The organism is Curtobacterium sp. MMLR14_002 (assembly GCF_001864975.1).
GTDB lineage: Bacteria > Actinomycetota > Actinomycetes > Actinomycetales > Microbacteriaceae > Curtobacterium > Curtobacterium flaccumfaciens.
The window spans coordinates 131,902-157,833 of the sequence record NZ_MJGT01000061.1 but is presented as its reverse complement, the minus strand read 5'-3'; the positions used below and the strand labels follow the sequence as shown (position 1 = coordinate 157,833).

Here is a 25,932-nt window from a genome sequence, read left to right as displayed (position 1 = left end):
GGTGGTGGTGATCGGGGTCACGTCGCGATCGCCTCGGCCCACCAGCGGTGGTCCGCCAGCACCAGGTACCAGGCGCGCCCCTCGGCGTCGACGAGCTGCAGCCGGTGCAGGCGTCGGCCGCCGGACTCCCACCACCGGACGACGAGCGGCCACGGCCCTGCCCAGGCCGTCACGGCGGAGAACCCGCCGCCCCGGTCGCCCTCGGCGCGGAACCGGTCGGGTGCGCCGGACAGCACGCCGCGCTCGTCGACGTCGACGCTCGCACCGCCGACGGCGACGACGTCGACCGGTCGGGGGCGCTCGAGCACGGTGGCGGGGGGCGGGCCGGGCAGCTTGCCGGGCCACGGTCGGTCGCGGACGGTCGCCAGGGCTCGCTCACCGCCGGCGGGTGCGTCGCCCCACGGCACGAGCACCACGCGCTCGGACAGGGTGCGGCCCCCACCGATGCGCGGACTCACCACACCGTCGTGGCCGACCATGCCCTGGATCCGGGCGAGGCCGTGGTGCACGCGCTCGTCCGGGCCGGATCCCCACAGCCCGCGCTCGTGGTTCGCCATGTCGTCGACGGCGACCGGCTCGAGCACGACCGAGGTGACCGGCGCCTCGAGCCCGCTGGGGTCCACCCCGCCGGCGAGCTGCCACCGCACCCGGTCGACCACGTCGGCGGCGTCGAACCAGCGCGGGTGCGCCCAGGTCCGTTCGAGCAGGATGTCGCGCTCGTCGACGATCCCCACACGGATGGTCGTCGCCACGAGCCCCGCGGCCCGGAGTCGCTCGGCGAAGTCGTCGGCGGAACGCCGGAACGCGAACGCGATCTGGTCGGCACGGTCCAGCGGGGGTTCGAACGACGCCTCGACCCGGAGCTCCGGCGGGATCTCCCGCGCCGCGATCTCGCGGGGGTCGCGGCCCCCGGCCAACCGGTGCAGGAACGCCCCGGCCACGCCGAAGCGGTCCCGCACCTGTTCGTCGCCGAGTGCCGCGAAGTCGCCGAGCGTGGTGATGCCGAGCCGGTCGAGCACCGTCGTGAGGTCGGGGTCGCCGAGCACACCGAGCGGCAGGTGCGCGAGGAAGTCCGCCGATCCCCCGACGGGCACGAGCCGCACCCGTTCGCCGGGACGCACCGGACGGGCCCGGGCGGCCTGGTCCGCCGCGAACGGGGTGTCGGCCACCCCGGCCCGCACCGCGGGGGCGCCGTGGTCGGCCGCGATGCCGGCGAGGGTCGCCGCCGCCGCGCGCTCACCGCCGTAGTACCGGGCCGGCCCGCGGGCACGGAGCGCGAGGGTGCCCGGCCGCAGCACCTCGACCCCCGGGACAGCCGCCTCGACCGCACGGATGACGGGCTCGAAGGCGCGGTGGTCGAGGGCGTCGTCGTAGGGCTGCACGAGGAGCTCGGGGCACCGCGCCTGCGCCTCACGCACGCGGAGCCCCCGCACGACACCCTGCTCACGCGCGGACGCGGAGCTCGCGAACACGAGCCCCTTCGCGGTCAGGGCGAGGGGCTGCTCCGGCGGGGTGCCACCGGCCCGAGCCGCCGCGATGACCGGCCAGTCCGGGCACCAGAGCACGATCGTCCGGGTCGGGGGTGGTTCGGGCAGTGCCGCTCCCCGCGTGATCGCGTCGGTCCGGACGCGCCCGGAGGCGATCACGACGCCACCGCCACGGGCCGCAGCACGCGGGTGTCCCCGGAGCCCACCGTCGGCACCGGTGTGGCGGCCCGGACCGCACCGTCGGCCGCGGGCAGGAGCAGCTCGGCGGTCGCCGGACGCACCGCGCCGGCACGCCCGGTCGCGGTCACGGTGGCCCGGCGCTCCGTCAGGTGGCCGTGGCCCTGACCGATGCCGCTCCACGTCGAGGACGTGACCCGCAGCGTGACGTCCGCCCCGGGCCAGGAGCCGAGCGCGACGAGTGCGCCACCGCGCTGTCGCAGCCGGGCCGACAGCCGTGCCACGTCGCCCGGCACGACCCGGCCGAGCGGTCGGGTGAGGACGATCTGGGCGACGTCGGCCATCGCCGCCGTCACGGCGAGCCACTGGTCACCCGGATCGGGGACGAGTACGAGCCGTTCGAGGTCGATCCCCGCGGCGGCGGCGGCTTCGATCCCGAAGGACGGCACCCCGACGACCGCACACCACGCCCCGGCCGCCGAGGCCGCCTGCAGCATGGTGATCGCGAGCAGCACCGACTCGGGGACGGCGTAGGTGCCACCGACCCGGATCGCGCCGCCGGGCAGCAGGGGTTCGAGTGCCGGGGCGGTGGGGAGCCCGGCGGTGTCGACCCGGGTGGACTCCATGTCGGCCACCCGGGACCGCAGGGACGTGATGCGGTCGAGCGCGGCCCGGGCATCGCTCAGGTGGTCCGACCCACGGCGCGCACCGCCACCGGCCGCGCCACCGCCCGCACCGCTGCCGCGTGCAGCACCGCTCCGCCCGCCCCGGTCCGGGGTGGGCGACCGGAGTGCCGCCGCCGTCTGCATGCCCTCATATTCGAACATGTGTTCGATGATGTCAATCGCGTCCGACATCCGTGGACAGTCCTGGTCGAACACGTGTTCGGATCAGGGCATCAACTCACCAGCTGGCGACCGCCCCGACCCCGCCGAGCACCGACCGCGTCTTGGTCTCGACCTCGTCCGCCTCGTCCGCGGGCACCGACGACCAGGTCACCGCTCCCCCGGCTCCGAGGGTCCGAGAACGCACCGCCCCCGACTCGTCGAGCACGGTCACGAGGCTACGGATCGCCACCGACAGGTCGACCGCCCCGCTCGCCGAGAAGTAGCCGATCGCGCCCGAGTACACCCCGCGCGGCGCCCCCTCGAGCCGGTCCGCGATCGCCGTGGCACTGCTCTTCGGCGCGCCGGTCATCGACCCCGGCGGGAACGCCGCGTGCACCACGTCGGCCCGCGACGTCCCCGGCGGCAGCACCGCCCCGATCGTCGAGACCAGCTGGTGCACGCTGGCGTACGTCTCGACGGCGCACAGCCGCTCGACGTGCACCGACCCGGGCACCGCGGTCCGCAGCAGGTCGTTCCGCAGCAGGTCGACGATCATCACGTTCTCGGCGCGGTCCTTCGGGCTCGCCGCCAGGTCGTCCCGCGCAGCCGCGTCCGCCACCGCGTCGGCGAGCCGCCGCCGCGTGCCCTTGATCGGCTCCGCGAGCACCGCTCCGGCCGCGTCGATCCGCAGGAACCGCTCCGGTGACCGGCTCGCCACGCGCAGCGGGCCGAGCCGCAGGAACGCGCCGAACGGCACCGGGTCGGCCGCCCGCATCCGCAGGTACTCGCCCAGGTGCGGGTCCGTACCGGAGCCGCCACGGGCCTCCAGTCCGACCGCGAAGGCGGTGGTGAGGCAGACCTGGAACGCGTTCCCCTCGCGGATCTCCGCGCGGCACGCGTCGACCGCCCGCTCGTAGGCGGCGCGCGTGACGCGCCCGGTCGCCGTGGACACCCCGGCCGGGAGGCCCGTGGCCGCGTCCACGACGTCGGCCGGCGTCGCGGGGGTGGGCACCTCCTCGAGCCACGCGCGGTTCCGCGCACTGGCCGCCGGTTCCGCGTCGGCGACGAGCGCGAGCGCCCAGGCGCCACCGGTGTGGTCGACGACGACGGCTCGGTCGACGAACCGCAGGTCGGCGTCGGCGTGCCCGTCGGCGGTGCGGTCCGGGCCGCCGGACTCGCGGCCGAGCTCGTAGCCGAGGAACCCGACCCAGCCCAGCGCGAACCCGCACCCGACGACCGGCTCGGGCAGGCGGGGCGTGCGTCGGAGCAGGTCAGCCAGCACCGCGAAGGCCGGACGCTCCTCGGATCGGGCGGGCCCGAACCACCCCTCGGCGGGCGCGGCGACCGTCAGGTGCGCACGACGGTCCTGGTGCCGGAACCGGGCGGCGAACGGCCCGTCCGTCCACGCCAGCACGGAGAAGCGCGCCCGGGGCCGAGCCGTGGCGGGAGCACCGTCGGGCAGGCCGGAGTCGAGCCACACCAGGTCCCCGGGGACCTGCGCCGCCAGGGCCGCGAGGTCGGGGACCGGGTCGAGTCGGCGGACCTCGACGCGGACGCCGGGGTCGGGGGTGCTCAGATCGCGGCGATCGTCCATGCGGCGGCGTGCGAGGCACCGGGCGCGAGCACCACGAGGCCGCGGTCCTCGCCGTCGTTGAAGGCGTCGGGGGCGCACGTCATCGGCTCGACGGCGAGACCGGCGCGGTGGTACTCGGGGACGACGTGGTCGGCGGTGTGCACCTGGACCCAGCCGCACTCCGGCCCGAAGGTCGCACGGACCCCGTGACCGTCCGCCGCCGTGACCGCGATGGTGGCGAGGCCGGCGGCGTCGCGGTCGAAGCCGGTGAAGGCGTGGTCGATGAACCGGTCGCCGATCAGGGTGGGCGTGCGCAGGTCGAACTCGTCGTGCACGGGGACCAGGTCGGTCGGGACGAGCCGGTCCGGCGTCACCTCGAGCACCTGGGCGGCGGGGAGCGTCAGGGTCCAGTCGTCGACGGTGCCGGTACCCGCGACGAGGTACGGGTGCGGGCCGGTCCCCCACGGTGCGTCCTCGGCCCCGGTGTTCGTCCCGGTGATCGTCGTGTGCAGCCCCTCGGCGTCGAGCCGGTACTCCACGGTGACCTCGACGCGGTACGGGTAGCCCTGCTGCGCCTGGACGGTCGTGGCGAGCACCACGCGGTCGTCCGCCTGCTCCTGCACGCGGAAGTCCGTCCACGCGACGAGTCCGTGCAGGGCGTGGTGCCGTGCGGGCTCGGTGAGGGCCAGTTCGTGATCGACGCCGCCGAACGAGTACTCGCCGTCGACGATCCGGTTCGGCCACGGGGCCAGGACGGCACCGCGGAAGACCGGACGGACCTCGTCGGCGTCGAACGGGACGACCAGGTCTCGGCCCTCGTGCCGCAGGGTCCGCAGTGTCGCTCCGACGGTGGCGATGTCGGCCGTGTACCCGGCGGAGGTGATCGTCAGCGGGGACCCGGACAGCGGCGCGTCGTTGCTCATGCGCTCAGCGTATCGGGCCGCCGAGGCCCGCCGGGTGAACGAAAAACCCCGCCGTTCCGAGGAACGACGGGGTTGAGGGTGGATCTGAGGGGACTCGAACCCCTGACCCCCTGCATGCCATGCAGGTGCGCTACCAGCTGCGCCACAGACCCAGATCGTGCTGCTTCCGTACCAACCGGTTCCCCGGAGGCACCATAGAAGCGTACACCATGCGAACGCCGGGCAACGAAATCGAAGCCGTCACCCGGGCGCGTCGCTGATCAGGCGGTGTGGTCCACCGGGAGCTCGAGCGGGATCGTCGGGCAGTCGGCCCAGAGACGCTCGAGCGAGTAGTACTGACGGTCTTCGTCGTGGAAGACGTGCACGATGATCTCGCCGAAGTCGATGAGGACCCAGCGGCCCTCGGTACGGCCTTCGCGGCGGAGCGTCTTGGCACCGAGCTCGAGGAGGCGTTCCTCGACGGCATCGGCGATGGACTGCACGTTGCGCTCGTTCCGACCGGTTGCGAGCAGGAACACGTCCGTGAGCTGCAACGGCCCGGTCACGTCGAGAGCGACGAGGTCCTCGGCCTGCTTGGCGTCGGCCGCGAGTGCTGCGGCCTGCACGAGTTCCAGTGCGCGAGTGGAGGCGGTCACGGATTCCTTCCGGTCGTCGAACCGACGGACAGCCGGTTCGCTTGATGGGTCACGATCATAAGCCACCCCGCCGACAGCGGCCAGGCCAGGGTCGGCGGGGTGGTGGAGAACGGACGTCGAGGACGGCAGCGGTCAGCCGCCGAACGCGTGGGTGGTGAGCAGTGCGGTGATGATGACGCCGGCCGCAGCCAGCCCGACCGCGCCGACCGTCACACCGAGGATCAGCGGCGTGCGCGACTCCTTCGGCTTGGCGGCGGCGAGCACGACCTGACGGGTCGAGGTGTGGCTGGACACCGCGCGGCTGGCCCGCACCGGGCTGGCGTCGGTCTCGGGCTGCTCGTCCTGCTGCTCGAGCAGGCGGTCGACCTCGGCGCCGTCGATCGGCCGGTGCGACCCCGTCGACGACAGCGACGCCGGCAGGTCGATCGACCCGGTCAGGATCACCTCGCCCGTCGCGTTGAGCGCCCCGGTGGGGTCGGCCAGGGCCGAGTTCGGCAGGATGATCGCGTTCGTGTTCGTCACCGCGACGCGGCGGGTGCCCGTCTCGGCGTCGTGCACCTCGGAGTCGTTCGAGTCGTGCGCCTGCTGCGACCAGTGGCCGGCGGGCGGCGCGAAGGCCGTGGTCACCGGCTTCGGCTCGGTCGGACGCTGGAACGCCGCGGGGACCTTCGGGGCCTCGGTCGCGGGCTCGGGCAGCGGCACCTCGTTGGTGTCGTCGTCCTCGGCGTCGAGCGAGAGCGGGAACACCGCGGGGGTCGCCGCGGCGGCGTTCGTCGGGATCGGCACCGGCGTGACAGCGGGCTGGAACCCGGCAGCGGGAGCGGGAGCGTCGTCGGCAGACCGATCCGGAGCGTCCTCGGACGACTCGTCCGCCGGTGCAACGTCGGTCGTCTCCTCCGCAAGGGCGTCGGAAGCCGGGACGTCGTCCGCCGGGACGCCGGTCTCCGGCGCATCGGACTCGGGGACGTCGGTCGCGGACGCGTCGGACTCGGTGACGTCGGCGGGCGGCGACCACGTCGACCGGTGGCGGCGGGGCTCCTCGGCGTGCGCGGCGGCCTCGTCGAGGGGCTCGAGCGCGTCCGGGGACCCGTCGGCCTCGGTGGCCTGGGCGACCGCGGCCTGGTCGAGGACCGTCGGGGCAGCGGGCTGCTCGTCGTGCGCGGCCTCGGCGTCCGGAGCGCTCTGCGGCGCGGCGGAGGGGTCGATCGTGTCCACCGACCCGAGGACGTCCTCGACGGTGCGGTCGGACGACTGGGGCGTGGGGTTCTGCAGCGGGACCGGCAGGACCGCCTGGCGCTCGGCGGCACGGAGCTGCCGGATCTGCCGACGGGTGAGCCCACCGCTGCCGGGGACGATCTCGGTCGCGGAGGCCGGCGGGAACGGCGGCACACCGGCCGCGGGTGCCGACACCGGAACGGACGCGGCGGATCCGGGGTCGGTCTGCGCCGATGCCGGCGCGGACGACTGGGCGGGGCCACCGGGGGCCGGGGCGACGTGCGACCCCGGACGGCGACGGGACTCGGGGGTCTCGGCGGCGGGTGCGGCGACGGTCGGGGGCGGCGTCGCGGGCTGCGAACCGGCCGCGGCGGCACGCTCCCGCTCGCGCGCCTGGCGCCGCGACAGGGGCGGCTGCGCGTCGGACGAACTCATGCAACGCTCCGATACAGATGGTGCTTGGAGATGTACTGGACGACACCGTCGGGAACCAAGTACCAGACGGGGAACCCCCGTCGAACCCGGTCACGGCAATCCGTCGAGGATATGGCCAGTGCAGGGACTTCGAGCAAGCTTACGTCCCGCTCGGGCAATCCGGTGAGGCTCAAGGCGTGTCCCGGACGCGTCACGGCCACGAAGTGCGCGAGGTCCCAGAGACCATCATGGTCTTTCCAGTCGACGATCTGCTGAACGGCGTCTGCGCCCGAGATGAAGACGAGCTGGGCATCCGGTCGCTGTTCGTGCAGGTCCCGCAGGGTGTCGACCGTGTACGTCGGCCCCGGGCGGTCGATGTCCACGCGGCTGACGGTGAACATCGGGTTCGACGCGGTGGCGATCACGGTCATCAGGTACCGGTGCTCGGCGTCGGTGACGTCGGACTTCATGTACGGCTGTCCGGTGGGGACGAAGACGACCTCGTCGAGGTCGAACGCCCGCGCCACCTCGGACGCCGCGACCAGGTGCCCGTGGTGGATGGGGTCGAACGTGCCACCCATCACGCCGATGCGTGGCCGTCCGGTGGTCTCGAGCATCGAGTGGTCGGTCAGATCTTGGTGTGACCGAACTCGTCGACACCCGTCTCGTGGTGGCGGGTGGCCTCGAACTTCTGCGAGTGGCGGTAGGCCACGTCGCGGAAGCTCCAGGTCACGAAGCCGAGGAAGATGAAGAAGAGGGCGCCGACCATGGGGAACACGAACGCGGGCGCCCCGGAGGCGTGCTCAGCAGCTTCTGCGAGGAGGGTCATCGTTCGTGCTCCGTTCGGTCGGGGAAAGACGCCGTTCAGTCTAGCCGCGGATCTGCCCGGAGCCGCGCACGATCCACTTCGTGCTCGTGAGCTCCGGCAGGCCCATCGGACCGCGCGCGTGCAGCTTCTGCGTCGAGATGCCGACCTCGGCACCGAAACCGAACTCGCCGCCGTCGGTGAACCGGGTCGAGGCGTTCACCATCACGACCGCCGAGTCGACGGTCGCCAGGAACCGTTCGGCGGTGTCGACGTCGTTCGTCACGATCGACTCCGTGTGGTGCGTCGACCACCGGGCGATGTGCGCCATCGCCGCGTCGACGTCGGGCACGACGCGGATCGACAGGTCGAGGTCCATCGACTCGGTCGCCCAGTCGTCGTCGGTGGCGCGGAGCACCCCGGGCACGATCGCCCGCGTGGCGTCGTCGCCGCGCAGCGTGACGCCGGACGCCCGCAGCCGGTCGGCCAGCAGCGGCAGGAGCCGTTCGGCCGCGGCCTCGTGCACCAGGAGGGTCTCGAGGGCGTTGCACACGCTCGGCCGCTGCACCTTGCTGTTCAGGACGATGTCGACCGCACGCTGCTCGGGCGCGGAGGCGTCGAGGAACACGTGCACGACGCCCGCACCGGTCTCGATGACGGGCACCTGCGACTCGGTGACGACGGTCTGGATGAGCGCGGCGCTCCCCCGCGGGATCAGCACGTCGACCAGGCCCCGTGCCCGCATGAGCTCGGTGGCACCGGCGCGGCCGAACTCGTCGATGGTCTGCACCAGGTCGCGGGGCAGGCCGACCGACTCGACCGCGTCCTGGATCCGGGCGACGAGCACGGCGTTCGTGTGCTGGGCCGCCGATCCGCCACGGAGCACGACGGCGTTGCCCGACTTGAGCGCGAGCGAGGCGATGTCGACGGTGACGTTCGGGCGTGCCTCGTAGATGGCCCCGACGACACCGAACGGCACGCGCACCTGGGTGAGCTGGAGTCCGTTCGGCAGCTGCGACCCGCGCACGTGCTCGCCCACGGGGTCGGTCAGTCCGACGACGTGTTCGACCGCGGCGGCGAGGGCCTCGATCCGGACGGGGTCGAGTCGCAACCGGTCGAGCAGCCCGGACGAGAGCCCGCCGTCCTCGCCGGCGACGAGGTCGTCGTGGTTCGCGGCGACGATCTCGTCGGTCGCGGCACGCACCGCCGAGGCGATCGCGCCGAGGGCCGCGTCCTTGACGGCGGTCGTCGCGGTCGCGAGCGCCGACGAAGCGGCCCGTGCCGCCACGAGCTTGTCGGTGAGGGTCGGGGCGGGCGCGATCGACGACATGGACCGATTGTAGGTCCGCTCCTCGGTTCGTGACGGGCGTTGCTGACGCTCGCCGTGCCTCCAGGCTCGGTCCGCCGGTCCGAGCGGGCACGACACGTCGTCAACTGCCCGCCGAGCGGTCGCAAATCGTCGCTCCGCGCCGCCCATACCGACGGTTCCCGACCGTTCGACGGCGTCCCGCCGGGGAGTCGTGACCGCCTGGAGGCCCGGCACCGGTCCCCGGACCCGCACCGGGCCTCCAGGCGGTCGCGTCCACCCCACCGACCGGCCGCCCCGACCGGTCACGACACGTCGTCCTGCGCCACGCGCGCGGTCACAGTCCGTCGCTCCGCGACGCCCCCACCGACGGCCTCCGACCAGTCGGCACCGTCCCGACGGGGAGTCGTGACCACTCGCTGCCGCCGCTCCGGGTGCGGTGCGGGCTGCGTCAGGAATGCGGTGCGGCGTGGAACCAGGTACCGAGGTGTTCGCCCGCCAGCGCGCGGTCGACCAGCGCCGTGTCGGTCACGAGCACCGCGGTGCCCGCCTCGGCCGCGAGCCGCGCGGCGGCGACCTTGGTCCCCGCTCCCCCGGTGCCGACGCCGGCGGTGCCGATCGAGCCGAAGGTGACCCCGGCGAGCTCGTCGCCGAACGGCACCTCGTCGATGCGGGTCGCGCCGGGCTGCTCCGGGGGTGCCGTGTAGAGCGCCTCGACGTCGGAGAGCAGCACGAGGGCATCGGCGCCGAGCAGTCGGGCCACCAGGGCCGCGAGCCGGTCGTTGTCGCCGAAGCGGATCTCGTGCGTGGCGACGGTGTCGTTCTCGTTCACGATCGGGAGCACGCGCAGGGCGAGCAAGCGGTCGATGGCGCGCTGGGCGTTCACCCGGTGCGTGGGGTTCTGCAGGTCACCGGCGGTGAGCAGGATCTGCGCCGCGACGACACCGTGCCGGTCGAGCTCCTTCTGGTACCGGAACATCAGGACGTTCTGCCCGGTGGCCGCCGCCGCCTGCTGCGTGGCGAGGTCGTCCGGCCGGCCCTCGAGTCCGAGGAACGGGAACCCGGTCGCGATCGCACCGGACGACACGAGCACGACCTCGGTCCCCCGGCCGTAGGCGGCAGCCAGCGCGTCCACCAGGGGGCCGATCTGGCCGGTGGCGTCACCGCTGACCGAGGACGAGCCGACCTTGACCACGATCCGCCGCGCACGCGGGATGTCCTCGCGCCGTGTGACGGGTCCGAGGTCGGTGCGGGCGGTCGTGTCGGTCATGCCGCGGTCAGTCCTTCTGGTCGCTGGTCTCGACCTGGTCGGCGTCGAACTGTTCGCCGGTGCCGAGCTGGTCGCTGGTCACCACCTCGTCGTCCACCCAGAGCCCGGAGACGCGCTCCTGCTCGAGCTCGGCACGGGCCGCCGCCTTGGCGTCCATCCGCTCGAAGTACTCCTCGCGCCGCTCGTTGCGGGTCGGACGTGCCGTCGCACCGATGCGGGCGTCGGTGCCACGGGCGCTCGTGATGAGCTCCGCGGTCGACGTGAGCGTGGGCTCCCAGTCGAACACCATGCCGCCGTCGCCACCGATGACGACGGTGGAGCCGGCGACGGCTCCGGCCTTGAACAGGCCGTCCTCGACGCCGAGCTTGGCGAGCCGGTCGGCCAGGTAGCCGATCGCCTCTTCGTTGGTGAAGTCGGTCTGCTGGACCCAGCGCTCCGGCTTGGCGCCGCGGACGCGGTAGAAGCGGTGCTCCTCGCCGCCCTCGGCGCGCACGGTGAACGGCTTCTCGTTGACCGAGCGGGGGCGGAGCACGATGCGCTCCGGGACCGGCTCGGCCGCACGGGCGGCGCGGGCCTGCTCGACGATGTCGGCCAGGGCGAACGTCAGCTCGCGGAGCCCCTTGCGGGACGCCGTGGAGATCGGGAAGACGCGGTAGCCGCGGCCCTCGAGCTCGGCGGTGACGAACTCGGCGAGCTCCTGCGCCTCGGGCACGTCGATCTTGTTCAGGGCGATGAGCTGCGGGCGCTCGAGCAGCGGCACCTGGCCCTCGGGCACCGGGTAGCGCTCGAGCTCGCCGAGGATGACGTCGAGGTCGCTGATCGGGTCACGGCCCGGGTCGAGCGTGGCGCAGTCGATGACGTGGAGCAGCGCTTCGCACCGCTCGACGTGGCGCAGGAACTCGAGACCCAGACCCTTGCCCTCGGACGCGCCCTCGATCAGACCGGGGACGTCGGCGACGGTGAAGCGGGTGTCACCGGACTCGACGACACCGAGGTTCGGGGTGAGGGTCGTGAACGGGTAGTCCGCGATCTTCGGCTTGGCGGCGGAGACGGCCGCGATCAGCGAGGACTTGCCGGCGCTCGGGAACCCGACCAGGGCCACGTCGGCGATGGTCTTCAGCTCGAGGCTGATGTCCCCCGCCCAGCCCTCGGTGCCGAGCAGCGCGAAGCCGGGGGCCTTGCGCTTCGTGGTGGAGAGCGCCGCGTTGCCGAGGCCGCCCTGTCCACCGGGGGCCACGACGACGCGCATGCCGGGCTCGGTGAGGTCGGCGATGACCTCGCCGGACTCGTCGTACACCACGGTGCCGACGGGCATCGGGAGCTCGAGGACCTCGCCGCTGACACCGCTGCGGTGGTCACCCATGCCGGGCTGCCCGTTCTTCGACGAGCGGTGCGGCGAACGGTGGTAGCCGAGCAGCGTCGTCACCTGCGGGTCGGCCACGAGCACGATGTCGCCGCCGTCACCGCCGTTGCCGCCGTCGGGCCCGGCGAGGGGCTTGAACTTCTCACGGCGGACCGACACGCAGCCGTTGCCGCCGTGCCCCGCGCTGAGGTGCAGGGTCACGCGGTCGACGAAGGTCGCCATGGGTCCACTCCAGGTGTTTCGTTGTGCCGACGGGATCGTCGGCGGGAAAAGCGAAGGAGGGGCGGGCACTCGGCCCGCCCCTCCAGCTGCAGTCGTTCGAACGACTACGCGTTGACGATGTTGATGACCTTGCGGCCACCCTTGGTGCCGAACTCGACCGAACCGGACGAGAGGGCGAACAGCGTGTCGTCGCCACCGCGGCCGACGTTGGCGCCCGGGTGGAAGTGCGTGCCGCGCTGGCGGACGATGATCTCGCCGGCGTTGACGACCTCGCCACCGAAGCGCTTCACGCCGAGGCGCTGTGCGTTCGAGTCACGACCGTTGCGAGTGGAACTCGCACCCTTCTTGTGTGCCATGAGTTGACTCCCTTACGCGATCTTGGTGATCTTGACGCGGGTCAGCTCAGCGCGGAAACCCTGGCGCTTCTTGTACCCGGTCTTGTTCTTGAACTTCTGGATGATGACCTTGGGACCACGGAGGTCGTCGAGCACCTCGGCGGTGACGGTCACGTTCGCGAGCTCGGAAGCCGCCGACGTGATCTTGTCACCGTCCACGAGGAGCACGGGGGCGAGGTCGATGTTGCCCTTGTCGTCCGCCTTGGCACGGTCGATGGTCAGGATGGTGCCGACCTCGACCTTCTCCTGACGGCCGCCGGCGCGCACTACTGCGTAAACCACGTGGAAATCCTTACGTAACTCTGCTTGAGGGAAGTCTCGGGTGCCCACTTCTGCACGAGCGGCTCCCGGAAGGCCGGGCCCGATCGGCGACGCAGGCAGAACGGCCCGCTGACACCAGGGACCGAGAATACTCGATCACCCTGGGTCCGGTCAAACGGCGACACCCGTACGATTGCACGGTGACCGTGTTGATCGACCCACCGACGTGGCCCGCCCACGACACACTGTGGTCGCACCTCGTCAGTGATGAATCCTACGCGGAACTCCACGCGTTCGCTGCGCGGGCCGGTGTGCCGCGCCGTGCGTTCGACCACGACCACTACGACGTCCCGCTCTCGCGGTACGACGAACTGGTGGCCGCTGGCGCCTCGGCCGTGACCGGACGCGAGCTCGTGCTGCGGTTGATCCGCAGTGGGCTGCGCGTGGCGCAGCGGGACAAGCGCGGTCTCTGACCGCCCGTCCGGACGCCCGGGAGGCGCGGCGTGCGTCCGCCCCGCCCGGCACCGCGCACGGTGCGCCGCCGGCCTGCAGGGCCGCGCGAACGGTGCGAGGTTCCGTGTTCGGTGCGACGTGGAGACGGGCGCACCGAGTACGGAACCCCGCACGGCTCGAAGGAGGCGGCGGTGACGCGGCCGGGCCTCGCACCGTGCGAGGGGCCGCGAACGGGCTCAGCGGGGCGCTGGACCGCCCCAGGGGTTCACCGGGGGCTGCTGCTGGTCTGGGCGTGGCCCGGCGCCGTACTGGCCGCCGTACTGGCCGTGGGGGTCGGGCTGCACGCGCCCCTGCCCGTACGGTGCCGGCGGCTGCTGCTGTGGCTGCTGTGGTGCCTGCGGCTGGATCGTCGAGGGCGGGACCGCGTCGGCGGGTCGGACGGTGCCCGGCATCCCCGGGGTCGTCGACGAGCCACGTCCGCGGCGCGGCCGACCGAGCCAGAGCCAAGCTGCCGTGGCGGTCGCCAGGAGCATCACGGTGAACGGCAGACCGTTCTGCAGCGGTCGTGTGAGCACGTCGATGACGAGCTGGGAGCCGCCGGCGGTGGCCGCTCCGAACGAGCCGGTGAAGACCCCGACGAGCATCAGGGCCACCGTGCCCGCGGCGCCGGCGAGGACCACGCGGAGCAGGAGCCTCGGCAGCGGGCTGCGGCGGTCGATCGGCGTCAGGAACGCCAGGGCCAGGAACGCGCCGACGTAGTACGGGAACGGAGCCACGAAGACCCCGGTCGTGAAGCTGCCGAGCAGGCTCGTGCCGGCGCCGTAGTGCCGGAACGGACTGACCACGAGCGAGGTGCCGAGCAGCCCGAAGAGCCCGGACACGAACTCGACGAGCACCAGGGCCACCACGGCGATGAGCGCACCGGCCGTGTTCGTCACCGAGGCACCGGGCGCGAAGGCCCGGCGGGGGTCGGCCGGGACACGGGGCGGCCGCGGCGGAGCGTACGGCGCGCCGGCACCGGGCTGACGCCCGTACTGCGGCACACCGCCCTGCTGCGGCGGCACCGGGCCGCCGGGCTGCTGGGCACCCGGGCCGGGCGGTGCGGGCTGGGACCAGCCCGCACCGTAGTACCCACGCTGCTGCTGCGGGTCGCCCGGGTTCGACACGTCAGTTCCCCAGGATCACGGAGCCGTCGGAGCCGTCGGTCGACTCCTCCGTCGGCGTGGCGGGAGCGCTGATGCTCGGCGAGGAGACCCGGCGGGAGCGCGAGCGCCCCTGTCCGGGCTGCTTCGGCTCCGGGAGCGCCTGGAGCACCGAGTCGAGCAGGGACTCGGCATCCGGGGCGACCGCGCGGGGCTCGCGCTTGGGCGCCGCGGCGATCGGGATGTCCAGGATCGCGACGGTGTTGTCGGTCGGCGTCACGGTGGCGCTCGAGCTCACGCGACGGCGGGCCGGGGCCTTCGCCTTCGGTGCGGCTGCGGGCTCGGTGACGGTCGGAGCAGCGACCTTCGGCGCGCGCGCCTCGGGCTCGACGATCACGGAGGGCTCAGCGGTGACCGACGACCCGGGCGCGTCCGACTGCTCGGCAGCGGGTGCCTGCGGCGCATCGGTGGCCCGAGCGTCGGCAGCGGCCTGCTGGTCGCCGCCCTGCTGGTCGCCGCTCTGCTGCTCTGCCCCGCGGCCGCCACGGCCACGGCGACGACGCTTCGAACCGGTCGGCTGCTCGCTACCCGTGCTGTCCGGGCCGGTCGACGCGTCGGCCGACGACGGTGCCGTGGCCTCCGTCGCGGTCGCGGTCACGGCAGCGGCTGCGGCCTCTTGTTCGTCGTGCGAGAGGGTCGAGGCGGCGATCCGCGACAGCGCGTTCTTCACGTCGTCGGTGATCTGGTGCGCCTGGCCGGAGGCACCGTTCGACTGCCCCGAGGAACCGGAGTTCCCCTTGCCACCGTTGCCGTTGCCGTTGCCGTTGTCGGATCGGCCGTTCTCGTTGCCGTTCCCGCCGCGGCCCTTGCGACGGCCCTTGCTCGGGCCCGGGTCGGCGTTGTTGTCGTTGATCTTGGCGTTGACCTCGTCGAGGGACTCGCGCAGGCCGACACCGATCTTCTTGCGGGTCATCTGCACGAGGCCGAGCGAGGTGATCTCGGCGACCTGGTGCTTCGTGCGGTCGCGGCTCAGGCACTCGACCAGGCGGCGGAGCACGAGGTCGCGGTTCTCCTCCAGCACCATGTCGATGAAGTCGACGACGATGATGCCGCCGATGTCGCGCAGGCGGAGCTGGCGGACGAGCTCCTCGGCGGCCTCGAGGTTGTTCTTCGTGACCGTCTCCTCGAGGTTGCCGCCGGAGCCGACGAACTTGCCCGTGTTGACGTCGACGACCGTCATGGCCTCGGTGCGGTCGATGACGAGCGAACCACCGGAGGGCAGCCAGACCTTGCGGTCGAGCGCCTTGTCGATCTGCTCGTTGAGGCGGAACTCCTCGAAGGAGTCGGGGCCCTCGTACCGGACGACGCGGTCCTTGAGGTCCGGGGCGACGGCCGACAGGTACTCGTCGATGGTGCCGCCGGCGGCCTCGCCGTCGATGATCAGCTTCGTGAAGTCCTCGTTGAAGACGTCACGGACGATCTTGATGAGCAGGTCGGGCTCGGAGTGCAGCATCACCGGGGCGTGGCCACCGGCGACCTTCTTCTGGATGGCCTCCCACTGGCTGGTCAGGCGCTGCACGTCGCGGGTGAGCTGCTCCTCGGTCGCGCCCTCGGCGGCGGTGCGCACGATGACGCCCGCGTGCTCCGGCAGGACCTCCTTCAGGATCTTCTTCAGTCGGGCACGCTCGGTGTCCGGCAGCTTGCGCGAGATCCCGTTCATCGAGCCGTTCGGCACGTAGACCAGGTAGCGGCCCGGCAGCGAGATCTGGCTGGTGAGGCGGGCACCCTTGTGGCCGACCGGGTCCTTCGTGACCTGCACGAGGACCTTGTCGCCCGGCTTGAGCGCTGCTTCGATGCGGCGACCGTGGTTGCCGGTCTCGACGGAGTTCCAGTCGACCTCACCGGCGTAGAGCACGGCGTTCCGGCCACGACCGATGTCGACGAACGCCGCCTCCATCGAGGGCAGGACGTTCTGCACCTTGCCGAGGTAGACGTTGCCGATGAGCGACACGTTCTCGGACTTGGTGATGTAGTGCTCGGCGAGGATGCCGTCCTCGAGCACGCCGATCTCGATCGTCGACGAGCTGGAGCGGACGATCATCTGGCGGTCGACGCTCTCGCGGCGGGCGAGGAACTCGTCCTCGCTGACCACCTGACGGCGGCGTCCGGCATCGCGGCCGTCACGACGGCGCTGCTTCTTCGCCTCGAGCCGGGTCGAGCCCTTGATGCGCTGCGGCTCCGTGATGAGCTCCGGCTCGCGGCGGCGCGGCTCCTGGTGGTCGCGCGGCTCGCGGGCCTCGCGGTCGGCGCTCGAACCACGGCGACGCGAGCGACGGCGCGAGCCGCCCTGGTCGTCGCGGTCGTCACGGTCGCGATCGCGGTCGAACCGATCCTCGCGGTCGTAGCGGTCGTCCTCGTCGCGGTCGTGGTCGCGGTCGCGGTCGCGATCGCGCTCGAACCGGGGCGCGCGCTGCGGCAGCTCCGGCAGCACCGGCGCGTGGAAGATCAGGCTGAGCGTGCTCGTGGCCTTCGGCACGAACGGCTCGTCGGCGGGTGCGGCGTCGTCGCTCGCCTCGGCCGTCGGTGCGGCGTCGGCCGGACGGGAGGCGCGGTCCCCGTCCGCCCCGTCGGTCGCGCTGCCCGACTGGTCGCCCGTCACGACCGGCAGGTCACCGGTCAGGGTGCTCACGTCGTGCGGCTCGGCACCGCTGTCGGCGACGGCCTCGACCGCGACGGAGACCGCCCCGGTGTCGGTCGGCTCGACGGGCGACGCGGGCGAGGCCGGAGAGTCGGGCGAGTCCGGCGAATCGGGAGAGTCCGGCGAACCGGCCGACGCGACGCTGGCCGCGGGACGGGCGTCAGCGCCGCCCGTCAGCGCGAGGGTCTCGTCGGCGTGGGGTGCCTGCTCGGCGCCCCCACGGGCCTCCTGGCCGGACGACCGGGCGCGGCGACCGCCGAACAGGCGGCTCCGGCGCTTCGGCGCGTTCTCGTCGTTGGTCGTGTTGTCGTTGTTCTGCTCCACCATGGACTGGTGCACTCCTCGGCCCCACTCGCACCCTTTCGGGTGGCGGGAATTCTGTGTCGTGGCGGGCGGCGTCGACGCCCCCGCGCTCGCTGTCTCGTGATCGGTCCGCGTCAACTTCTCGTTGCGTCCGCGCCCGTTCCGGTCCGGGCACCCGGCCCGTTCCGGCTCGGCATCGGAGTGACGCTGCCCGACCACAGTGCGCTCTCACCGCACCGGATCGTCCGGGTTCGGCCCGGTGGGGCGTCACTCGGAAAGCTCTCTTCGGTGTGCGGTTGGCCGCACGACCTCCAGGCATTATCGCATGCCGCACCCGGAAAGCACCGGAACCCGCATGCGATGATGACCGCGTGACCGCGTCTGCACCTGCCCCCCGTCGTCCGATCGCGATGGCGGTCTTCCTGCTCGTCACCGGGATCGTCGGCCTGTTCGGCTCGTTCCGGCTCGTCCTCGACGAGTTCACGAAGTACGAGAACCCGAAGGCCGTCCTGAGCTGTGACGTGAACCCGTTCATCAACTGCTCCGACGTGATGGCCAGCTGGCAGGGGCACCTGTTCGGGTTCCCGAACCCGCTGCTCGGCGTCATGGGGTTCGTCGCCCCGATCGCCGTCGCCGTGCTGCTGCTCGCCGGGTTCCGGAACGGTTCGCGCTGGTTCTGGATCGTCTTCAACGCCGGGGTCTTCCTGGCGTGGGTGTTCGTGACCTGGCTGTTCACGCAGACCGTCTTCGTCATCGGCGCGCTGTGCCCGTGGTGCATGCTCGTCTGGTCGATGACGATCCCGATGTTCTGGGTGTTCACGATCTGGAACATGGCCCAGGGTCGCTTCGGCGCCGGGGCACAGCGTGTCGGGCGGTCGCTCCTGCCCTTCAGCTGGGCGTTCGCGCTGGCGAACTACCTGGTCATCATCGTCACGATCATCATCAAGTTCCCCGCGGTCCTCACCAGCTTCTGAGCCGTCCCCGCTGCCCCTACGCTCGGGATCGATGAGCGAGATCGAGAGCAGCAGGGCGCGCCGGGACGCCGCACGTGAACGTGCGCGAGCGGCACGGGCGGCGGAGCAGTCTCGACGCCGGCGCCTCCGCACACTCGGCATCAGCGGGATCATCGTCGGTGGCCTCGCGGTGGTCGCGGTGGTCGTCCTGGTCATCGCGAACTCCGTGCAGCCCGCCGGGCCGGGTCCGCGGAACACGGCGAGCGACGGCGTCCTGCTCACCGGGGTGCACGGCAGGATCGTGCCCGTCGAGACGCGAGCGGTGCCCGACGGCGGGACCCCGACCCCGACCGCGCAGGACGGCTCGAAGACCGCGATCACGATCTACGCGGACTACATGTGCCCGTACTGCAACCAGTTCGAGACGGCCCAGATGCCCCGGATCCGGCAGTGGGTGGAGGACGGAACCGCCACCCTCGAGCTGCACCCGCTCGGGCTGCTCGACCGCGTGTCGCTCGGATCGCGGTACTCCACCCGCTCGGCCGCGGCTGCCGCGTGCGTCGCGGACCACGACCCGGACGCGTTCCTGGCCTTCAACAGCTCGCTCTACGACCACCAGCCCTCGGAGAGCACGCGCGGACTCACGAACGACGAGCTGGCGTCCCTCGCGCACGAGGCCGGGGCGACGGCCCCGGCCGTGACGCCGTGCATCACCCGGCAGGACTTCGCCGGGTGGGTGGCCGACGCCACGAACCGGGCGATGAACGACCCGGTGCCGAACTCGTCCCTCGACGGGATCACGAGCACGCCGACGATCATCGTCGACGGCGAGCAGTACAACGCGGACGGTGCGGCATCCCTCGCCGACGTCGACGCGTTCGCGGCCTTCGTCCGGCAGCACGGCAGGGCGCCCTAGCCTCCCCCGCCCCCCCACTCACGACGAACGGCCCCCGCTCCCGGATGGGAGCGAGGGCCGTCGGTCGTTCGGGGAGTGCTACTTCGCCGCGGCGTCGATCGCGGTGATGACGGTGCTCAGGTCGTCCAGGCGCTTGCCGTCGACGACGATCGTCGGCGTGCCGAAGCCCTGCGTGCCCGCGAGCGCCTCGTTCGTGGTGACGGCCTGCGTCGACTTCGTCACCCAGCCCTTGAACTGCTCGGACGACAGGCACTGGGACAGGTCCGAACCGGTCGCGCCGCCCGCCTTGACGAGCTTCGCGATCTCGGAGTTGGTCAGGCCCTTGGTGCCCTCGGCCGGCTGGTTCTCGAAGAACTGCGTCTGCACGTCGAGGAACTTGTCCGGCGCGTAGTTCGCCACGCACATGGCGGCGTTCGCGGCACGGCTGGCGTAGCGGGAGCCGGCGTAGCTGCGGTCGAGGATCGACACCGGCTGGATCGCCAGGGTCGCGTCGCCCGACTTCACCTTGTCGAGGATCTGGTCGGAGTAGGCCGCCTCGAACTGCTTGCAGACCGGGCAGGCCCAGTCGACGTACTCGGTGACCGTCACGGCACCGTCGCTGTTCGCCGTCGGGACCGGCGAGGCCGAGCCCGTCGCGGAGACGGCCGGCGTGGTCACCGGGGTGACCTTGCCGTCCTGGCCGGTGAACTGGATCGCGCCGGTGGCCATGTTCTTCGGCCCGGCTGCGGACACCACGGGCGCGTTGTTCACGTTCACCACGACGATCGCGATGATCGCGGCGATCGCCACGATGCCCAGGCCGATGCCGCCCTGCAGGAACCACTTGTTGCGGCGCTTGCGGCGCTTCTCGGCGTCGGCGCGCTGGCGTGCGACCTCTCGGGCGTGCTGACGCCGCTCGTTCTTGGTGGGTCGGTCGTTGTTCGTCACGTCGTCCCCGTCGCTCAGGCGAACCAGAGCGCGAGCTCGCGCGCGGCCGACTCGGGGCTGTCCGAACCGTGGACCAGGTTCTGCTGCACCTTGAGGCCCCAGTCGCGGCCCAGGTCACCACGGATGGTGCCGGGCGCGGCCGAGGTCGGGTCGGTGGTGCCGGCGAGCGAGCGGAAGCCCGCGATCGCACCGTTGCCGGCGACGCGCACGGCGACGACGGGACCGGACTGCATGAACTCGACGAGCGGCTCGAAGAACGGCTTGCCCTGGTGCTCCTCGTAGTGCGCGTCGAGCAGGTCACGCGGCGCGGTGAGCATCTTCAGGTCGACGAGCTCGTAGCCCTTCGCCTCGATCCGGCGGAGGATCTCACCGGTCAGCTGGCGGGCGACGCCGTCGGGCTTGACGAGGACGAGGGTCTCTTCGAAGTCGGACACGCAGTACTCCCTGTGTTCGGGGTCGAATGTGGTGGTCAGTCCTCGCCCATGGCCGCTCGGCGCGCGGCGTTCTGACGGTCCAGTTGACCGCCCTTGACGAAGCAGAAGACCCACAGCGCCAGGAACACCACGGCGACCGCGAACATGAACGGTTCGATGAACCCGGTGGCGAGGATGGCCGCCTGCAGCAGCCACCCGAACCATACACCGGCCCGGTTGCCCGTCAGACGTGAGGCAGCTGCGAGGACGATGATCGCGCCGATGCCCCCGCCGAAGGCCGCTGCGGGCGGCAGCGTGCCCTTGCCGTAGACGACGAGCATGGGGAAGAAGAACATGATCGCCTCGAGCACGAGCGTGATCGAGAGCAGGCTCTCCTGCGCCCCGCGTTCGCGGCGCGGCTTCCGGGTGCGCGGTGCGCGGCCCGGCCGGGAGGCCCGTGGTGCGTCCGTCACTTCGCCTCGCCTTCGCGGTGCACGAGGTCCATGACCGCGCCCACCATCACGATGGAGCCCGCGACGAGCACGAGGGCGTCCTCGGCGTCCGCCTCGTCGGCCAGGCTGCGCGCTTCCTGCAGTGCGGACGCCAGGGACGGCTCGACGACGACGCGGTCCTCGCCGACCTCGTCGACGACGACCCGGGCGAACTCGTCCGCGTCGAGCGCACGCTCCCCCGGCGGCTGCGTCACGACGAACGTGGCGACGGTGTCCTTGAGCGCGCGGACGAACCCGCGGGCGTCCTTGTCGCCGAGGATCCCGACGACGCCGACGACGTGCTCGGACGGGAACGCGACCGGCAGCGCCTCGGCCAGGGCCTTCGCACCGTGCGGGTTGTGCGCGGCGTCGACGACGACGGTCGGGTCGGTCGCGATGGGCTGCAGGCGACCGGGGCTGGTCGTGCCGGCGATGCCCTCGGACAGGACGTCCTCGTCGAGGGCCTGGGCCCCGCGGCCGAGGAACGACTCGACCGCCGCGATCGCCACGGCGGCGTTCTCGGCCTGGTGCCGGCCGAACAGCGGCAGGAACAGGTCGTCGTAGCGGCCGGCGATGCCCTGCACGGTGATGAGCTGTCCGCCCACGGCCGGGGTGACGTCGACGACACTGAATCCCGTACCTTCGACGGCCAGGGTGGACTCGGTGAGCTCGGCGGCACGCTCGAGTTCGGCGAGGGCCTCGGGGACCTGCCGGCTCGAGACCACGGCGGACGACGGCTTGACGATGCCCGACTTGGTGCGGGCGATCTCGGCCACGGTGGCACCGAGCTGCTTCGCGTGGTCGATGGCGATCGGCGTGAACACCGACACCTGGCTCTGCACGACGTTGGTGGAGTCCCACTCGCCGCCCATGCCGACCTCGATCACGGCGACGTCCACCGGCGCCTCGGCGAAGCACGCCAGGGCGAGGACCGTGAGCGCCTCGAAGAAGGTCAGCGGGAGTTCGCCCTTGTCGGCGAGCTCGCGGTCGGTGATCTCGAGCACCGGGGCGATGTCGTCCCAGTTCTCGACGAACCGGTCCGCCGCGATCGGCTGACCGTCGACCACGATGCGCTCCCGGATCGACACCAGGTGCGGGCTCGTCATCAGACCGGTCCGCAGACCGTGGGCCCGGACGATGCTCTCGATGGTGCGCGCGGTCGACGTCTTGCCGTTCGTGCCCGTCACGTGGATCACCGGGTACGCCAGGTGCGGGTCGCCGAGCAGCTCGACGGCGCGGCGCGTGGCGGTCAGCCGGCGCTCGGGGGCCTGTTCGCCGATGCGGGCGTACAGGGCGGCCTCGACGCGGCGGACCTCGTCGTCGTCGCCGCCGTAGGGCACGGCGTCGGCCGGAGCGTCGCCGGAGGGGCCGACCGGGATCCGGATGCCGTCCGCGTCGCGCCCATCAACACCGTGACCGTCGAGCTCGTCGTGTCCGACGAACTCCTCGTTCGCCTCGTGGTCGTCGTACTGGTCGTGGTCACTCATGCGCGTGCTACCTCCACGGATACCTTCGCACCGTCACCGACGTCGGTGGTGGTGTCGTCCGCCCCGAGGGGCACGATCTCGACGCTCGTCGCCAGGGTCTCCCCCGCGATGAGCTCCTGGTGCGCGCGGACCGCGCCGTCGGCCGTGTCGTCCACCCGGAGGGTCAGGGCGATCCGGTCGCTGACGTCGAGGTCGGCGTCGCGGCGGGCCTGCTGGACGGCGCGGACGACGTCACGGGCGAGCCCCTCGGCCTCGAGCTCGGGCGTGGTTACGGTGTCGAGCACGACGAAACCGCCCTCGTCGAGGAACGCCACGGCCACCGAGGCGTCGGCCACGGTGAGGTCGAGCGAGTACTCGCCCTCGATCAGGTCGACGCCACCGACGGTCACGCCGGAGTCGGTCGCGGTCCAGTCGCCCTTCTTGGCGGCCGGGATCACCTGCTGCACCTGCTTGCCGATGCGGGGGCCGGCGACGCGGGCATTGACGGTGAGCTTCCGCTCGATGCCGTACTGCGCCAGCGACTCCTCGGCCTGGGCCTCGAGCACCACGCGCTTGACGTTGAGCTCGTCGCGCAGGATGTCGGCGAACGGTTCGACCGCGGCCGGGTCCGGCACCACCAGGGTCAGCGTGGCCAGGGGCAGGCGGACGCGCTTGCCGGTGGCCTTGCGGAGCGCCAGACCCTTCGAGGCGACGTCGCGCACGCGGTCCATCGCGTCGACGAGGGCGTCGTCGGCCGGGAACTCGTCGGGGTCCGGGAAGTCCGTCAGGTGGACGCTGCGTCCGCCGGTCAGGCCCTTCCAGATCTCCTCGGTGACGAGCGGCGCGAGCGGGGCGGCGACCCGGGTCAGGGTCTCGAGCACGGTGTACAGCGTGTCGAACGCCGCACGGGTCTCGGCGCCGGCGTCCGCGTCGGCCCCGGTCCAGAACTTGTCGCGCGAGCGGCGGACGTACCAGTTCGTGAGCACGTCGGCGAAGTCGCGGACGGCCTGGGCCGCGAGCGGGGTGTCGAGCGCGTCGAGGTGTGTCCGGACGTCGGTGACGAGGACCCGGGTCTTCGCGAGCAGGTACCGGTCGAGCACGTCGGTCGAGTCGGTCCGGCGCTGGGCCCGGTACCCGTCGGGGCCCGAGGCGTTCGCGTACAGGGTGAAGAAGTAGTACGTCGACCACAGCGGCAGCATGAACTCGCGGACGCCCTGGCGGATGCCCTCCTCGGTGACGACGAGGTTGCCGCCGCGGATCACCGACGAGGACATCAGGAACCAGCGCATGGCGTCGGCGCCGTCACGGTCGAAGACCTCGGAGACGTCCGGGTAGTTCCGGAGCGACTTCGACATCTTCTGGCCGTCCGAGCCGAGGACGATGCCGTGGCTGATGACGTTCTGGAACGCCGGCCGGTCGAACAGCGCGGTGGAGAGCACGTGCATGACGTAGAACCAGCCGCGCGTCTGCCCGATGTACTCGACGATGAAGTCGGCCGGGCTGTGCGACTCGAACCACGCAGCGTTCTCGAACGGGTAGTGCACCTGGGCGTACGGCATCGAGCCGGAGTCGAACCACACGTCGAACACGTCGGTGATCCGGCGCATCGTCGAGTTGCCCGTCGGGTCGTCGGGGTTCGGCCGCGTCAGGTCGTCGATGAACGGCCGGTGCAGGTCGACTTCACCGTCGGCGTTCACCGGCAGGCGACCGAAGTCGCGCTCGATGTCGGCGAGCGAGCCGTACACGTCGGTGCGCGGGTGCTCGGGGTCGTCGGACTGCCACACCGGGATCGGCGTGCCGAAGTAGCGGTTGCGCGAGACCGACCAGTCGATGGCGTTGCCGACCCACTTGCCGAACTGGCCGTCCTTGACGTTGTCCGGCACCCAGTTGATGTCCTGGTTGAGCTGGCCCATGCGGTCGCGGAGCTCGGTGACGCGGACGAACCACGACGAGACGGCCTTGTAGATGAGGGGCTTCCGGCACCGCCAGCAGTGCGGGTAGCTGTGCTCGTAGGACGCCTGGCGGAGCAGTCGCCCGGCGTCGCGGACGGCCTTGGTCAGCGGCTTGTTCGCGTCCGACCAGAGCATGCCGGCGACCTCGCCGAACTGCGACGTGAAGACGCCGCCCTCGTCGAGGGACAGCACGACGGGGATGCCGGCGGCGGCGCAGACCTCCTGGTCGTCGGCACCGTAGGCCGGGGCCTGGTGCACGATGCCGGTGCCCTCACCGGTCTCGACGTACTCGGCGACCAGTACTCGCCAAGCGTTCTCGTACCCTTCCTGGTCGGCTAGGAAGTCGAACAGCCGCTCGTACTCGACGCCGTCGAGCTCGGCGCCCGTCAGCGTGCGCGCGACGGCGGCGAGCGCCTCGTCACCCGAGGCGTAGCCGAGCTCCTTCGCGTGCGCGGCCACGGTGTCGGACGCGAGCAGGTAGGAGACGGAACCGGCGTCGGCACCGTCAGCCGCGCCTCCAGGCCCTGCCGGGACGACCGCGTACGCGATCTCCGGACCGACTGCCAACGCGGCGTTCGTCGGGAGGGTCCAGGGGGTCGTCGTCCAGGCGAGCGCCCGCACACCGGTCAGGTCGAGCGCGGAAGCGCGGTCGCCGTGCAGCGGGAACGAGACGGTGACGGACTGGTCCTGGCGCATCTTGTAGACGTCGTCGTCCATGCGCAGCTCGTGGTTGGACAGCGGCGTCTGGTCGTTCCAGCAGTACGGCAGGACCCGGAAGCCCTCGTACGCCAGGCCCTTGTCCCAGAGCTGCTTCCAGGCCCAGAGCACGCTCTCCATGAAGGTGACGTCGAGGGTCTTGTAGTCGTCCTCGAAGTCGACCCAGCGCGCCTGGCGGGTGACGTACTCCTGCCACTCGTCGGTGTACTGCAGCACCGACTTCTTGGCGGCGGCGTTGAAGACGTCGATGCCCATGGCGTCGATCTCGTGCTTCTCGGTGATGCCGAGCTGGCGCATCGCCTCGAGCTCGGCGGGCAGGCCGTGGGTGTCCCAGCCGAAGCGGCGGTGCACCTGCTTGCCGCGCATGGTCTGGTAGCGCGGGAAGACGTCCTTGGCGTAGCCGGTCAGCAGGTGCCCGTAGTGCGGCAGGCCGTTGGCGAAGGGCGGGCCGTCGTAGAAGGTCCACTCCGGGCAGCCCTGTCGCGCGTCGATGGACGCCTGGAACGTGTCGTCGCGCTTCCAGAAGGCGAGGATGCCCCGCTCGACGGCGGGGAAGCTCGGCGAGGGGACGACGCCATCGGCATCGGCGTTCAACGGGTACGGCACCGGGACTCCTTGTGGGTTCGCT

The 25,932-nt window shown here is 72.1% G+C and carries 23 protein-coding genes and 1 tRNA gene; 3 read left to right on the top strand and 21 right to left on the bottom strand.

The window, feature by feature from the left end; translation table 11 throughout:
• Window positions 1-17 precede the first annotated feature (17 nt).
• From BIU91_RS11630 to rplU, 14 genes are all read right to left on the bottom strand, one after another.
• Window positions 18-1,646, bottom strand: coding sequence for a DNA polymerase Y family protein (locus BIU91_RS11630; protein WP_084741164.1), 1,629 nt, complete (start codon window positions 1,644-1,646; stop codon window positions 18-20).
• Window positions 1,643-2,491, bottom strand: coding sequence for a hypothetical protein (locus tag BIU91_RS11625; protein ID WP_171907823.1), 849 nt, complete (start codon window positions 2,489-2,491; stop codon window positions 1,643-1,645). Before BIU91_RS11625 ends, BIU91_RS11630 begins: the two co-directional genes overlap by 4 nt.
• Window positions 2,492-2,567: 76 nt before the next feature.
• Window positions 2,568-4,085, bottom strand: coding sequence for an anthranilate synthase component I family protein (locus BIU91_RS11620; RefSeq protein WP_071405566.1), 1,518 nt, complete (start codon window positions 4,083-4,085; stop codon window positions 2,568-2,570).
• Window positions 4,064-4,987: an aldose 1-epimerase family protein gene (locus tag BIU91_RS11615; RefSeq protein ID WP_071405565.1), complete on the bottom strand. Its 924-nt coding sequence runs from the start codon at window positions 4,985-4,987 to the stop codon at window positions 4,064-4,066. The genes BIU91_RS11620 and BIU91_RS11615 overlap by 22 nt, the downstream gene beginning before the upstream one ends.
• A 79-nt stretch (window positions 4,988-5,066) precedes the next feature.
• Window positions 5,067-5,139, bottom strand: a tRNA-Ala gene (locus BIU91_RS11610).
• Window positions 5,140-5,247: 108 nt separating this feature from the next.
• A complete protein-coding gene (gene rsfS / locus BIU91_RS11605; protein ID WP_027464721.1) occupies window positions 5,248-5,622 on the bottom strand; it encodes a ribosome silencing factor in 375 nt (124 codons plus the stop codon).
• Window positions 5,623-5,754: 132 nt separating this feature from the next.
• Window positions 5,755-7,272: a hypothetical protein gene (locus tag BIU91_RS11600; RefSeq protein ID WP_071405564.1), complete on the bottom strand. Its 1,518-nt coding sequence runs from the start codon at window positions 7,270-7,272 to the stop codon at window positions 5,755-5,757.
• On the bottom strand, window positions 7,269-7,868 hold the full coding sequence (nadD, locus tag BIU91_RS11595; protein ID WP_027464719.1) for a nicotinate-nucleotide adenylyltransferase: 600 nt from the start codon (window positions 7,866-7,868) through the stop codon (window positions 7,269-7,271). Before nadD ends, BIU91_RS11600 begins: the two co-directional genes overlap by 4 nt.
• A gap of 11 nt (window positions 7,869-7,879) precedes the next feature.
• Window positions 7,880-8,080, bottom strand: coding sequence for a hypothetical protein (locus tag BIU91_RS11590; RefSeq protein WP_035807661.1), 201 nt, complete (start codon window positions 8,078-8,080; stop codon window positions 7,880-7,882).
• Window positions 8,081-8,120: 40 nt separating this feature from the next.
• A complete protein-coding gene (locus BIU91_RS11585) occupies window positions 8,121-9,386 on the bottom strand; it encodes a glutamate-5-semialdehyde dehydrogenase (protein WP_071405563.1) in 1,266 nt (421 codons plus the stop codon).
• A 427-nt stretch (window positions 9,387-9,813) separates the two neighbouring features.
• Window positions 9,814-10,632, bottom strand: coding sequence for a glutamate 5-kinase (proB, locus tag BIU91_RS11580; protein ID WP_071405562.1), 819 nt, complete (start codon window positions 10,630-10,632; stop codon window positions 9,814-9,816).
• Between the two features lie 7 nt (window positions 10,633-10,639).
• Complete coding sequence (obgE, locus tag BIU91_RS11575; protein ID WP_071405561.1) at window positions 10,640-12,217, bottom strand: GTPase ObgE; 1,578 nt, start codon at window positions 12,215-12,217, stop codon at window positions 10,640-10,642.
• Window positions 12,218-12,321: 104 nt separating this feature from the next.
• Window positions 12,322-12,573 carry a 50S ribosomal protein L27 gene (rpmA, locus tag BIU91_RS11570; protein WP_017885976.1) on the bottom strand — a complete coding sequence of 84 codons (252 nt, stop codon included), beginning with the start codon at window positions 12,571-12,573 and terminating at the stop codon, window positions 12,322-12,324.
• Window positions 12,574-12,585: 12 nt separating this feature from the next.
• Window positions 12,586-12,894 carry a 50S ribosomal protein L21 gene (gene rplU, locus BIU91_RS11565; RefSeq protein ID WP_027464715.1) on the bottom strand — a complete coding sequence of 103 codons (309 nt, stop codon included), beginning with the start codon at window positions 12,892-12,894 and terminating at the stop codon, window positions 12,586-12,588.
• Between the two features lie 179 nt (window positions 12,895-13,073).
• Here rplU and BIU91_RS11560 point away from each other — a divergent pair, with 179 nt between their 5' ends.
• Window positions 13,074-13,346, top strand: coding sequence for a DUF4031 domain-containing protein (locus tag BIU91_RS11560; RefSeq protein WP_071405560.1), 273 nt, complete (start codon window positions 13,074-13,076; stop codon window positions 13,344-13,346).
• A gap of 216 nt (window positions 13,347-13,562) precedes the next feature.
• On the opposite strand, the gene BIU91_RS11555 is transcribed toward BIU91_RS11560, so the two are convergent.
• Together BIU91_RS11555 and BIU91_RS11550 are read right to left on the bottom strand one after the other, a co-directional pair.
• Window positions 13,563-14,492 (bottom strand): hypothetical protein, encoded by a 930-nt coding sequence (locus BIU91_RS11555; RefSeq protein ID WP_071405559.1) that lies wholly within the window; start codon window positions 14,490-14,492, stop codon window positions 13,563-13,565.
• Window position 14,493: 1 nt separating this feature from the next.
• On the bottom strand, window positions 14,494-17,493 hold the full coding sequence (locus BIU91_RS11550) for an Rne/Rng family ribonuclease (RefSeq protein ID WP_071405558.1): 3,000 nt from the start codon (window positions 17,491-17,493) through the stop codon (window positions 14,494-14,496).
• A 347-nt stretch (window positions 17,494-17,840) separates the two neighbouring features.
• Between BIU91_RS11550 and BIU91_RS11545 the strand changes: the two genes are divergently transcribed.
• Both BIU91_RS11545 and BIU91_RS11540 read left to right on the top strand, forming a co-directional pair.
• On the top strand, window positions 17,841-18,443 hold the full coding sequence (locus BIU91_RS11545) for a vitamin K epoxide reductase family protein (RefSeq protein WP_071405557.1): 603 nt from the start codon (window positions 17,841-17,843) through the stop codon (window positions 18,441-18,443).
• Between the two features lie 31 nt (window positions 18,444-18,474).
• Window positions 18,475-19,338 (top strand): thioredoxin domain-containing protein, encoded by an 864-nt coding sequence (locus tag BIU91_RS11540; protein ID WP_071405556.1) that lies wholly within the window; start codon window positions 18,475-18,477, stop codon window positions 19,336-19,338.
• A gap of 78 nt (window positions 19,339-19,416) precedes the next feature.
• Here BIU91_RS11540 and BIU91_RS11535 read toward each other — a convergent pair whose 3' ends face one another.
• From BIU91_RS11535 to ileS, 5 genes are read right to left on the bottom strand one after another with little or no spacing between them, the layout of a single operon-like run.
• Window positions 19,417-20,265, bottom strand: coding sequence for a thioredoxin domain-containing protein (locus BIU91_RS11535; RefSeq protein ID WP_071405555.1), 849 nt, complete (start codon window positions 20,263-20,265; stop codon window positions 19,417-19,419).
• Between the two features lie 14 nt (window positions 20,266-20,279).
• Window positions 20,280-20,699, bottom strand: coding sequence for a nucleoside-diphosphate kinase (gene ndk / locus BIU91_RS11530; RefSeq protein ID WP_017885984.1), 420 nt, complete (start codon window positions 20,697-20,699; stop codon window positions 20,280-20,282).
• Between the two features lie 35 nt (window positions 20,700-20,734).
• Window positions 20,735-21,151, bottom strand: a complete 417-nt coding sequence (locus tag BIU91_RS11525; RefSeq protein ID WP_071405554.1) for a DUF4233 domain-containing protein — start codon at window positions 21,149-21,151, stop codon at window positions 20,735-20,737.
• Complete coding sequence (locus BIU91_RS11520) at window positions 21,148-22,656, bottom strand: folylpolyglutamate synthase/dihydrofolate synthase family protein (RefSeq protein WP_171907822.1); 1,509 nt, start codon at window positions 22,654-22,656, stop codon at window positions 21,148-21,150. The genes BIU91_RS11525 and BIU91_RS11520 overlap by 4 nt, the downstream gene beginning before the upstream one ends.
• Window positions 22,653-25,910: an isoleucine--tRNA ligase gene (gene ileS, locus BIU91_RS11515; protein WP_071405553.1), complete on the bottom strand. Its 3,258-nt coding sequence runs from the start codon at window positions 25,908-25,910 to the stop codon at window positions 22,653-22,655. Before ileS ends, BIU91_RS11520 begins: the two co-directional genes overlap by 4 nt.
• Window positions 25,911-25,932: the final 22 nt, after the last annotated feature.